Origin of the sequence: Cryobacterium sp. Hh7 (assembly GCF_004403155.1) — a bacterium.
Lineage (GTDB): Bacteria > Actinomycetota > Actinomycetes > Actinomycetales > Microbacteriaceae > Cryobacterium > Cryobacterium levicorallinum.
This window is the reverse complement of sequence record NZ_SOHG01000061.1, coordinates 73,461-85,462: the sequence shown is the minus strand read 5'-3', so window position 1 is coordinate 85,462 and position 12,002 is coordinate 73,461. Positions and strand designations below refer to the sequence as shown.

The window sequence follows — 12,002 nt, the reverse complement described above, 5'->3', positions numbered from 1 at the left end:
GACCCCCGTGGCACTTGACGTGCTCACCGACCTGAGTAAGGTCCGCAATATCGGCATCATGGCTCACATTGATGCTGGCAAGACCACCACGACTGAGCGCATCCTGTTCTACACGGGTGTCAACCACAAGATCGGCGAGACCCACGACGGCGCCTCGACGATGGACTGGATGGCGCAGGAGCAGGAACGTGGCATCACGATCACCTCCGCTGCGACGACCTGTTTCTGGGACAACAACCAGATCAACATCATCGACACCCCCGGACACGTGGACTTCACCGTGGAGGTGGAGCGTTCGCTCCGCGTCCTCGACGGTGCTGTTGCCGTGTTCGACGGCAAGGAGGGCGTTGAGCCCCAGTCCGAAACCGTGTGGCGTCAGGCCGACAAGTACGACGTTCCCCGCATTTGCTTCGTCAACAAGATGGACAAGCTCGGCGCCGACTTCTACTTCACGGTCGACACCATCATCAAGCGCCTCGGCGCCAAGCCGCTGGTCATCCAGCTGCCGATCGGTGCAGAGTCTGACTTCGAGGGTGTCGTTGACCTCGTTCAGATGCGCGCACTGACCTGGCGTGGCGACTCCAAGGGTGACGTGGAGATGGGCTCGAAGTACGCCATCGAAGAGATCCCCGCCGACCTCGTCGAGAAGGCTGCCGAGTACCGCAAGCTTCTGCTCGAGACCGTTGCCGAAACCGACGATGACCTCATGGAGCGTTACTTCGCCGGCGAAGAGTTGACGGTTGCCGAGATCAAGGGCGCCATTCGCAAGCTCACCATCAACAGCGAGATCTACCCGGTTCTCTGTGGTTCTGCATTCAAGAACCGCGGCGTTCAGCCGATGCTCGACGCTGTCATCGATTACCTTCCGACGCCGCTCGACGTGCCTGCCATTGAGGCACACGACCCGCGCGACGAAGAAAAGGTCATCATGCGTCACCCCGACGCCGAGGAGCCCTTCACGGCTCTCGCGTTCAAGGTTGCGGTGCACCCGTTCTTCGGTCGCCTCACCTACGTTCGCGTGTACTCGGGCCGCCTCGACTCCGGAGCCCAGGTCATCAACTCGACCAAGGGCAAGAAGGAGCGCATCGGTAAGATCTTCCAGATGCACGCCAACAAGGAGAACCCGGTGGCCTTCGTGACCGCCGGTCACATCTACGCGGTCATCGGCCTCAAGGACACCACCACGGGCGACACCCTGTGCGACCCGAACGCCCAGGTCGTACTGGAGTCCATGACGTTCCCTGACCCGGTTATCGAGGTCGCTATCGAGCCGAAGACCAAGCAGGACCAGGAGAAGCTGGGCCTTGCCATTCAGAAGCTCGCCGAAGAAGACCCCACCTTCCGTACCGAACAGAACCAGGAAACTGGCCAGACGGTAATCAAGGGAATGGGCGAACTTCACCTGGACATCCTGGTCGACCGCATGAAGCGTGAATTCAACGTTGAGGCGAACGTCGGCAAGCCCCAGGTCGCGTACCGCGAGACGATCCGCAAGGCCGTCGAGCGTCACGACTACACGCACAAGAAGCAGACCGGTGGATCCGGCCAGTTCGCGAAGATTCAGATCGCGATCGAGCCGATGGAAATCACTGCTGAAAAGTCGTACGAGTTCCTGAACAAGGTCACTGGTGGCCGTATCCCGCGTGAGTACATCCCCTCGGTGGATGCTGGAATTCAGGATGCGCTCCGCGTAGGCGTCCTGGCCGGCTACCCGATGGTGGGCGTTCGAGCCAGCCTGCTTGACGGCGCTGCGCACGACGTTGACTCCTCGGAGATGGCGTTCAAGATTGCCGGATCGATGGGCTTCAAAGAAGCCGTTCGTAAGGCGAACCCCGTTCTGCTCGAGCCGCTGATGGCCGTCGAAGTTCGTACCCCTGAGGAATACATGGGTGACGTAATCGGAGACCTCAACTCGCGTCGTGGGCAGATCCAGACCATGGAGGATGCGCAGGGCGTGAAGGTAATTCGCGCTCACGTTCCACTGTCGGAGATGTTCGGATACATCGGTGACCTGCGGTCGAAGACCAGCGGTCGTGCGGTGTACTCGATGACGTTCGAGAGCTATGCGGAGGTCCCGAAGGCTGTTGCCGACGAGATCATCAACAAGAACAAGGGCGAATAGCCCTCTATTCTGGCCTTCGGGCCGAATCGCTTCGGCCACCTGGCCCGAGTAACATAAGTAGACACATCCAGCGCATACCGGCCGCTCATAACGGCGGCCGTGAATTTGCACGCGAGTCCTGAGGAGGACCCACAGTGGCCAAGGCCAAGTTCGAGCGGACAAAGCCGCACGTAAACATCGGAACGATCGGTCACGTTGACCACGGAAAGACCACGCTGACTGCAGCGATCTCCAAGGTTCTTGCCGATAAGTTCCCGTCCAAGATCAACGTTCAGCGCGACTTTGCGTCGATTGACTCGGCTCCGGAAGAACGCCAGCGCGGCATCACGATCAACATTTCGCATGTTGAGTACGAGACCGACAAGCGTCACTATGCGCACGTCGATGCTCCCGGCCACGCTGACTACATCAAGAACATGATCACCGGTGCTGCTCAGATGGACGGCGCAATCCTCGTGGTTGCCGCTACTGACGGCCCGATGGCTCAGACCCGTGAGCACGTTCTTCTCGCCAAGCAGGTCGGCGTGCCGACCCTCATGGTCGCGCTGAACAAGGCCGACATGGTTGACGACGAAGAGATCATGGAGCTCGTTGAGCTCGAAGTTCGTGAACTTCTCTCCAGCCAGGGTTTCGATGGCGACAACGCCCCCGTTATCCAGGTCTCCGCACTCAAGGCGCTTGAGGGCGACGAGAAGTGGACCGCCAACATCCTTGAGCTCATGAAGGCCGTTGACGAGTACATCCCGGACCCGATCCGCGACAAGGACAAGCCGTTCTTGATGCCGATCGAGGACGTCTTCACGATCACCGGCCGTGGCACCGTTGTTACGGGCCGCGCCGAGCGTGGAACGCTCAAGATCAACTCCGAGGTTGAGATCGTCGGCATCCGTCCGACGCAGAAGACCACGGTTACCGGTATTGAGATGTTCCACAAGCAGCTCGACGAGGCGTGGGCCGGCGAGAACTGTGGACTTCTTCTTCGTGGCACCAAGCGCGAAGACGTTGAGCGCGGCCAGGTTGTCGTCAAGCCGGGTTCGGTTACGCCGCACACCGACTTCGAGGGCTCCGCGTACATCCTCAGCAAGAACGAGGGTGGCCGTCACAACCCGTTCTACGCGAACTACCGCCCGCAGTTCTACTTCCGCACCACGGACGTCACCGGCGTCATCACGTTGCCCGAGGGCACCGAGATGGTCATGCCTGGCGACACCACCGACCTGACGGTCGCGCTGATTCAGCCGATCGCCATGGAAGCCGGACTGGGTTTCGCTATCCGTGAAGGTGGCCGCACCGTCGGCGCCGGCACGGTGACCAAGATCATCAAGTAGTCTTTTTCACCTACTGATCTCCTAAAAGGGGTCGGGCCTTCGGGCCCGGCCCCTTTTTTGTGCCCTATGCAGCCAATGTCTAAGCCTGAATCCACCGGTCGGCCTCTGAGCGGATCCTGATTTCGGTTTGGTGGGGTTTCTGGGTTTTTCGCGCGGTTGAGCTCCGGCTCTCGCGGCCCGGGGTGTTCCGCTGGTGCTCCTGTTTATGTCGATATCGGCTGGTTGGTCAGGTGAGGCGCGTTGTCTCGGTCGGAAGTTCTGGTTGAACATGGCCGTCCAGGGTTTCTCCCAGGGCCAATGTTCGGGCAGGTGCAGGGTGATGCGCCGCGCGCAGGTCGAGATTCTGGCGGGGACGCTAACAAGCTTCCGGCGGATCGTTGCGGTGGTCGATAGGGCGAGACCGTTTCCCGCGATCGTCGCGGCGGCGCGGGTGAGGTTAAACGCCATGACGGCCAGGACCAGCCAGGCATCGTTGGCGGTGAAAACGCCTGAGGGTAGGTGCGCCAGAGCGCTGCTTTTTAGGTCGGAATTTACGAGTTCAATCGCCGCGTGGGCGCGGTGGGTTTTGTCGGCGGTGACGGTGTCCAGGGTGCTGGTGGTGAAGAAGGCGTGGAATCGGTGGGTGTCGAACAGGGTTGGCTGGTCGAGGTTTTTCTTGTTCAGTTCCTGGATGCGCCGCACGACCAAGCGCCCGGTGATCTGCTCGCTCTTCTTGCGGGACGTGAACGCGGTGAACGGGACCTCGGCGACTTCAGCGTTACTGATCCACGTTTTGGTGCCTTCGTCGTAGATCGCGTTGGTGTATTCAATCGCTGTCCAGGCAGTGCCGGGGATCGTTCCGATCGCTCGTTTGATGGCGGAGTCCATGCGGGCGGTGACCGAGACGTCGGCACCGGCTTTCAGGGCCGCGCTGATTGAGGCGTGACCGTAGAAGGCAGAGTCGGCACGAAAGAGCACGCGTGCTTTGTCGGCTCCGCAGAGCCGTTTGATCGTGGCCAGGGCGTCACTGATCAGGCGGGCCGCGCCGCGCGGTGATCCGCAGGCACCACGGCGCAGTCGCTGGCTGATGATGATCGGCGCTGAAACGTCCGTTTTCACTGTCGCGAGGATTGCGTTGAGGCCGCGCACTCCGGAGTATCCGTAGCCGGAGCCTTCCTTCTGGTAGCCGTGGACTTCGATGATGGTGTCGTCGACGTCGAGGAATATGTAGCCGTCCGTGTCGTGCACGAGCAACGGGGTCTCAGCAGCCAAGCCCCGCACGAAGCGTGAGGCGACGGCGTCGAGCTGCCGGACGTGACCGAACGTGAACGCGCGCAGGAACGACCCCAACGTCGACGGCGCGTAGCAGGGGAACACGCCGACGACGTCGGTGCGGCGTTTGATCTCCTTGTTGAGACGCTCGATGGGGTTCGTCGACCAGATCTGCCGCCAGTGTTTGGGCGGGAACCCGCAGAATGCGAGGATGTCGGCCCGTGCATCGTGCAGCATCGTGGCGACCTTCGGGTGCGTGCGCTCTAGCATCCGAGTGACCTCGTCGAACTGGGCTTGGATGTGCGTCGCGTCGGGCTGGGCGAAGATCGTGCGGATGACGGCGGCGACCATGTCCTGGCTGGCGCGCGGGACGATGGAGAGCACATTTCTCATGAAGTGGACCCGGCAGCGTTGCCAGGCAGCGCCCTGAAAAACGGTGCCGATGGCTTTCTTCAGGCCGCTGTGCGCGTCGGAAATGACGAGCTTGACACCGTCCAGACCGCGGGCTTTCAAGGACCGCAAGAACTCGGTCCAGAAGACCTCGTTTTCGCTGTCTCCAACGTCGAAGCCGAGCACCTCGCGGCGTCCGTCGGCGGCCACGCCGATGGCGACGACCATCGCCTGGGAGATGACGCGGTGGTTGACGCGGGCCTTGCAATACGTGGCGTCGAGGAACACGTAGGGGTAGCCGGTAACGCCGAGGTCACGGCCACGGAATGTGCCGACTTCGTCGTCGAGATCGGCGCAAATCCGGGACACTTCGGACTTGGAGATGCCGGTATCAGCACCGAGTGCCTTGACTAGGTCATCAACCTTCCGTGTCGAGACGCCGTGGAGGTAGGCGTCCATGACGGCGGCGAACAGGGACTGGTCAACGCGCCGGCGCCGCTCGAGGAGGGCGGGGAAGAACGGCCCCTGGCGCAGCTTGGGGATCTTGAGTTTCAGGTCGCCGGCCGTCGTCGTCAAGACGCGCGGACGGGTCCCGTTGCGCTGGGTGGTGCGGTCGTCGGAGCGTTCGAATCGGGCGGCGCCGATGTGCGCGGTGGCCTCGGCGTCGATGAGTTCTTGGTAGAGCGTTTCGGGCACTGTTCGGATTCGATCGGTGACGTTGGTGAGTTTGAGTTCCGCGAGGAGCGCGAGCAGGGCAGACAGGTCCAGAGCCATCGTGTGATGTGTCTTTCTGTGAGTTCTTTGATCGGTACTCACTGACGATCGCACGGTGGTTCACTACGTTGTTAATCCAACGATTTCAACCCCGGGAACTACACCACTCGAGGGGACGCAACCGATATTCAGGCGTTGGCAGAGTTCGGAGATACTGGAGCCATCGGCGGCAAGAGGATCAAATTCGATGATCTGGCGGCGGACGGAAGGTGGGAGAGATTTGGGCACTCTCCATCAAAACCGAGGCCACGTGAGGATTCCGTCCGCTGCTCAACGTGTATGCAACGTCGTGAGACATCCTGTAAACAACGTCCTGAGACATAGTGTCAACAAGGCGGTGAGACAGGCTGTAAACACTGTGCTGAGACAGCACACACCAACTACCTGGACTGGCGCTACCATCAAGCGCTACTCGCCAAGAATGCAAACGGCCAGCGGCTTCAGACCAAGGCGAGCGACCATTCAGTAAACGTGCAGCGCGGTTGGCCATCGCGAGGGAGCATTTTCCGACTTCTTGGAAGCCCGAGCCGGATTGTTCATGGACTCGGAAGAATGCACTGACTATACAATTCCCGCGTCGCTGGTTCCTTGTAATTGGGATTCGTTTGCGCGGCGTAGTCTGGAGTCAATTGCCATGTATTGGCTGCAACTAGGGGAGAAAAAAACTGCATGAAGAAGTCGGATGACGAGCGGACCAAAGGCGGCATCCGCAAAATGAAGAACGTTCGACTACCCCGTAAGACTGTTCTGCTTTGGACTGGCTCGATATCGGTTGCGGCCCTGCTCCTCGTCATCGGCGTGGTGTGGCAGCAGGCTGTTTCGGATGGGGCCAAATCTGTGCCACCGATCACCAAAACGGACATTCCCTTTCAATCGCCTGGTCCCGCAGAACCTGCTTTCCTGAGCCTTCAAGCCGACGCGTCGGATCAGTTCGATTGGTGGGAGGAGCCGCATCCATCTGAAGAGGTTCAATTCCTTGCTTCGGATCAGGCGCACGCGGAGGCTAAATCCTTGGCAATCGTGAGCACACTTGAAGCAGGAGCGGGCAGCAGTTCCGAACTTCGTCAAAACGTATCTGTTGTACCGGGGGAGACGGTTTCTTTGGCCCTCTGGGCGAAAGCAATCAATGCCAGTGCCACCGCGGTTCATATACCCTTGGATGCCAATGTCGGAGGAGCCTCACTCGACATTCCGGGCGGTACGTTCGACTGGATGCCCCTCACGGTTGATTACGTCGTGCCGCCCGGTCAAACGAGGTTGAACGTGTCATTGACTGTGGATGGGCCGACCGAGGGTACCTGGATTGACTCGGTGTTTGTGACATCGCCTGACGGGGCGGAGCAGCGCCTTCAAAACGCTGAATTTGAATCGAGTTCTGCGGACTTGACATTCGAGAATGCAAGCTTGCTCTTCAACGAAAGCGATGCAAACCTCATCCTCAAGACACGCCGAGCCACCGAAGGGTGGTATCACTGGTCGGCACGACTGGCGTCGAGCGACGAGGTTCTAGCCGAGGGCAATGAGTTGATTTCAAATTACAAGTCTTCCGTGGACCTCGCAGAGCTTTCCCCTGGCGCCTACGAAATCGACGTGCGGGCTACTCTGGGGCAGACAATTGTCGAAAGAACCATCTCGCTTGCAATTCTCGAGCCGTTGATGGAGGCGTCTCCGTCCAAAGACTCGCCATTTGGGGTTGTCGCCCACGTGAACGTGGCCGGACAGGGGCGCTTAGAAAACCTGCTTGGGTCCCTTGCGAACGCCGGCACGGCCCACCTGCGCTTGGACATGCCGTGGAATCAGATTGAGGGCAATGAAGGTGTCTATACCTACAGTCCCGGCATTGAGTCCACTATGTCGAAGTTGGGCCAACTGGGCATTACGCCGTTGATGGTGGCCGCGTACACAAATCCGAATTATGACAACAATTTGACCCCCAGCTCGGACTCGGGGCTGTTCGCCTACGCACGTTACGCGAATGATCTGGTGACACACTTCCCCGATCTTGGGCAAGAGCTGGATGTCTACAACGAATACGATCACACTTTTAATAGCGGTGAATGCGGTAAATCGCCGGCGTGCTATCTGGACATGCTGTCTGCCACCGCTGAGACGGTCAAAGCCTCAAATCCGAACGCTGTTATTTCTGCGCCTGGAAATTCGGGCATGGGCTTCAAATTCGATTGGCTTGAGCAGTTTTTCGCGCTCGGCGGCTTGCAATATGCCGATGTCATCAGCGCGCACCCCTATATTCAACCTGAGGCGCCGGAAAGACTCGCTGGCGAACTCGACACGCTCGCCCAAATGATTCGCTCTGCCAATTCTGGAGTCGACAAACCGATTTGGCTCACAGAGATGGGCTGGGCCAGTGTTCCAGATTGGGTCAGCGAAGAAGAACAAGCCGAGTACTTGGTTAGGACTATGGCAATTGCCCTGGGCCATGGTGTGAGCCGTGTCTACTGGTACAGCGCGTCAAATTCGACGTTGGCGGCCGGCGATCGGGAGTCGAATTTTGGCCTGTTCGAAGCCACTTCGTCTGTTCTTCCTAACGCTTATGAACCGAAACCTGCGGCCATCGCGCAGGCAGTTATGGCTCGTGAGATTGAAGGTCGCAAGTTTGCCAGTGCGGACACATTGACGGATACTGCGTTCTCCTCGAAATTTTCGGGTGGGGGATCAGACGTTCGAGTGATGTGGTCGTCGGGGGGAGTCCAATCCGTTCAGGTCGCGGCATCCGGCCCCATCGAGGTGACGACAATGCTCGGACGCACGACCATGTTCCAGCCCGTCGATGGCGTCGTACCCTTGGACCTAACAGGCTCTCCCGTCTACGTTTCCGGCGCCGCAATCACGGTCGCGCTCCCTAACTGAGTCGAAGAAGGAATGGTGTATGACTCGCCCGGGGTCGGAGTTCCTTGACCTTGTTTACACGAATTGTCCGTATCGATTCTTCGCCGCATTCAGCTCTGGGGGACGCAACCTATTTGCGATCCCGCACCCTGTCGGCCGGAAGTGGCATTACCGCTTCTAGCGCGTGTCTCCGGTCACGTCCCGCCGGGTGTAATTCATCGTCACCGTGCGGGTCAGCTGATTTGATTATGCAGCAATGAGCTCGGGGATCGGAATCATGAACCGTCCCTGATTTCCTGCCGCTTCCTTTCTGGTGTGTGTGATCAAATCTTTTTAGGCCGTTTCAGCGATGGAATCCTGCCAAGTTAGCGGCTGGTTTCCTGCCAAAAGAGCGCTAAGAATCAGGCCAGTCGATTCCCCTCCAAGACCGTGGATTTGGGGAAGACGCAGAGATTGAGATCACCGGTGGCCGTGGCCCTCTTCAGCGAGCTGGAGACATGGGCCCGCCACCCCCAGTAGGTTCCTAACGGCGCAGCAACTGCCAAGCGGTCGCGCTGGAAGGAACCAGTGTCGCGCGCCGGCCATCCAGCACGCCCACGCCCGCGTTCTCACGACGGCATATGCCGCCCACCTGGAACGCTTCGTGCGGCATCACCCGCAGCCACCAACGTTCCCGACTATGACCTGGATCAACGAACCCGAAAAGGAACGAACGAACTCAATGACCGGCGAAAGAAACTGACTCACAAAGGTTGGCATCTTCCGAAACGGCCCTCACCAGCGCCTCACAATCTGGCGAAGAGAGCCAGTGGCCCCCAGCCACACCACCACGGGCTCTCTTCGGCACGAACGGTGGCTCTGAACCGCACGATCGGGTGGCTCTCAAGGGATCAAATACTCAACGGATCGGTGTGCGGGTTCGGGGGGCACCGGCACCAGTCCATCTGGTAGTGCCAAGCCCGTCCCAGGCACCAGTCACGTCGCCTATTCGCGCCAGCACAGATAGAAGAGACGGACTGTTTTTGTTCACTTTCTTCTTTTCTGTTAACGCCAACTGAAAATGGGGCCATTTCTGCCAACTGAAAACAGGGCCACTTTCGTGTGGTTCTAGTGTGCCGTAGTTGCGGCGGGTTCGTGTTTCTTGAGGCGGTAGCTGTTGCCTTTGAGGCTGATGACGTCGGCGTGGTGAACGATGCGGTCGATCATGGCGGAGGCGATGGTGAGGTCTCCGAATACGTCGCCCCAGCGAGCGAATGGCAGGTTGCTGGTCATGATCAGGGACGCGTGTTCGTAGCGGGAGGACACGAGTTGGAAGAACAGGTTCGCGGCGTCTTGGTCGAAAGGGATGTAGCCGACTTCGTCGACGATCAACAGGCTATATCGGCGTAGCCGGGTTAGTTCGGCGGCGAGTTTGCCGCGCGAGTGGGCTTCTTGAAGTCGGGCGACCCAGCCTGTCGCCGTATCGAAGAGGACCCGGTGGCCGGCCTTGGCGGCCTTGATCCCGATGCCGACGGCGAGGTGCGTTTTCCCCGTTCCGGGAGGGCCGAGCAGGACGACGTTCTTCGCTTCAGTGAGGAACACACTCGTGCCCAGATGCGCGATGAGGTTTCGGTCGGCGGAGGGCTGGTGCTCAAAGTTGAAGTCTTCGAGGGTCTTGAACCCCGGGAACCGTGCGGCTTTGATTCGCAGCCCGGCGCCGGAGGCTTCACGTTCGGAGACTTCTTTGGAGAGCACGGCGGCGAGGTATTCCTCGTGGGACCACCCCGCGTCGCGGGCCTGGTCGCCGAGGCGGCGGAACGCTTCGCTGATCCGGGGTGCTCGGAGGGCACGGGCGTAGTACTCGATCTGCGAGGCCGCTTCCGGGCCGATCATGACGCGACCGCCAGCACGGTCGGCGCCGGTTCAAGGTCGACGTTGAAGAGTTCGTCGTAGCGAGTCAACGACGCTATTTCGACGGTGGCTGTGCTCGGGGGACGGCGGGCGCGTTGAGCTTGGAACAGGGCACGCAGCTCGGCCGCGCGGAGCACATGTGCGGGGTCTGTGACGGTGAGCTGCCGAGCCCACTTCCGGCGGTGCGCCGCGATGAGGACGCCGTCATGGTGGACGGTGACCCGGTCAAGGCTCGCCGCCACGTCGACGACTCGGCCGATCATGGCGGGGTCGACGGAGTAGTCGTTACTGAAGGCGCGAACATAGTAATCGCGTGGCAGTCGGACGCTGTTGCGAAACATGACCTCCGGTGCCATCGGCGGGAGCTCGCGCATCGCGGCCCGGTCCCTGCTGATGAGGTCATTGGGTCGACCCCGGCGGGACCGAGAGAGACGATTGTTCGCCACCGGTAACCACGCGGCGAGCTGCTCGTTGAAATCATCGGGAGAGGTGAAGGCGCGGCCCGACATGAAGCGGCTCCTGAAGAACCGATTCATTCGTTCGACCATGCCCTTGGACTCGGGGTCGCGGGCTTTGAGCAGTTTGATCTGGGTGCCGAGAGTCCCGGCGAAAGCGGCGGCGGGCTCGGTGAGTTTTCCACGGCCGATGCCGGTCTCGTTATCCCACGTCAACCGCGTCGGAACTGCTTCAGCTTCCTGCAACAAGGACCACATCCCGCCGAGCAGATCCGGCGTCGTCCGCGACGGCAACATACGCGCTTGGATGAACCCGGAGAACGTCGACGTCATCACCAGCACCGGTGGCGCAGCAGCCTGATCATGTCCCAGCGGCAGGTCATCGTGCGGGAACCAGAGATCGCACTGGATCTGGAATCCGGCAGGATGCAACAACCGATCCGCAGGATCCGGCACCACATACTCCGGTCGGAGCTCAGCGACCTTGGCCCGAAACAACGACGGAGACCCCGACCAGCCCACCCGCTCAGCTGCGGTCGCAGCCGGCATCGTCGGCGTCGCCGCGAGTAGCACCCGCACCTGACTGGCGAACCCGTCGAAACTCGACCCCGACGGCTCCCGCTGATACGCCGGCGACCTGTCCACGGCCAACGCCCGATCGACCGTCCCGCGAGACACCCCGACCAGCCGTGCAATCTCCCGTTTCGAATGCAGGTGGCGAATCTCAGCCCAATCATCCAATTTGATCACCTTCCATAATGGTTGGTGGCCCTGTTTTAAGTTGGCGCTTTTGGCCCTGTTTTCAGTCGGCGTTAACATTTTCGGGAGACGATGCCCCTTTTGAAAAATTTTACAGGGACATTCAAATTCCCAAATGCCTGCTATGGCAAGGACGGTGAGATTCCAAGGTAGTGCGAGTCCTGATCTGGTTGACTTAAACATGCG

At 60.0% G+C, this 12,002-nt stretch carries 5 protein-coding genes and 2 pseudogenes; 3 read left to right on the top strand and 4 right to left on the bottom strand.

The annotated features are described in order from the left end of the window. Positions 1 to 7 precede the first annotated feature (7 nt). Both fusA and tuf read left to right on the top strand, forming a co-directional pair. A complete protein-coding gene (gene fusA / locus E3T43_RS15970; RefSeq protein WP_092451163.1) occupies positions 8 to 2,122 on the top strand; it encodes an elongation factor G in 2,115 nt (704 codons plus the stop codon). A gap of 134 nt (positions 2,123 to 2,256) precedes the next feature. Continuing rightward, positions 2,257 to 3,450, top strand: coding sequence for an elongation factor Tu (gene tuf, locus E3T43_RS15965; protein WP_134473138.1), 1,194 nt, complete (start codon positions 2,257 to 2,259; stop codon positions 3,448 to 3,450). A 246-nt stretch (positions 3,451 to 3,696) separates the two neighbouring features. Here the strand turns inward: tuf and E3T43_RS19355 are convergent. Next, positions 3,697 to 4,806, bottom strand: a pseudogene (locus E3T43_RS19355) (IS1380 family transposase); the annotation flags it as partial. A 51-nt stretch (positions 4,807 to 4,857) separates the two neighbouring features. Further along, positions 4,858 to 5,865 (bottom strand): annotated as a pseudogene (locus E3T43_RS19350) (IS256 family transposase); the annotation flags it as partial. 669 nt (positions 5,866 to 6,534) lie between these two features. On the opposite strand from E3T43_RS19350, the gene E3T43_RS15950 reads away from it, so the two are divergent. After that, on the top strand, positions 6,535 to 8,733 hold the full coding sequence (locus E3T43_RS15950; protein ID WP_134473137.1) for a glycosyl hydrolase: 2,199 nt from the start codon (positions 6,535 to 6,537) through the stop codon (positions 8,731 to 8,733). A 1,086-nt stretch (positions 8,734 to 9,819) separates the two neighbouring features. On the opposite strand, the gene istB is transcribed toward E3T43_RS15950, so the two are convergent. Together istB and E3T43_RS15940 are read right to left on the bottom strand one after the other, a co-directional pair. Next, positions 9,820 to 10,584, bottom strand: a complete 765-nt coding sequence (gene istB / locus E3T43_RS15945; protein WP_134472942.1) for an IS21-like element helper ATPase IstB — start codon at positions 10,582 to 10,584, stop codon at positions 9,820 to 9,822. Then, positions 10,581 to 11,999, bottom strand: coding sequence for an integrase core domain-containing protein (locus E3T43_RS15940; protein ID WP_241979039.1), 1,419 nt, complete (start codon positions 11,997 to 11,999; stop codon positions 10,581 to 10,583). Before E3T43_RS15940 ends, istB begins: the two co-directional genes overlap by 4 nt. Between the last annotated feature and the right edge of the window lie 3 nt (positions 12,000 to 12,002).

Excerpts from the sequence above, each read along its gene's own strand:
- E3T43_RS15950 (WP_134473137.1), top strand. The coding sequence starts at position 6,535 with ATGAAGAAGTCGGATGACGAGCGGACCAAAGGCGGCATCCGCAAAATG.
- istB (WP_134472942.1), bottom strand. The coding sequence starts at position 10,584 with ATGATCGGCCCGGAAGCGGCCTCGCAGATCGAGTACTACGCCCGTGCC.
- E3T43_RS15940 (WP_241979039.1), bottom strand. The coding sequence starts at position 11,999 with ATGTTTAAGTCAACCAGATCAGGACTCGCACTACCTTGGAATCTCACC.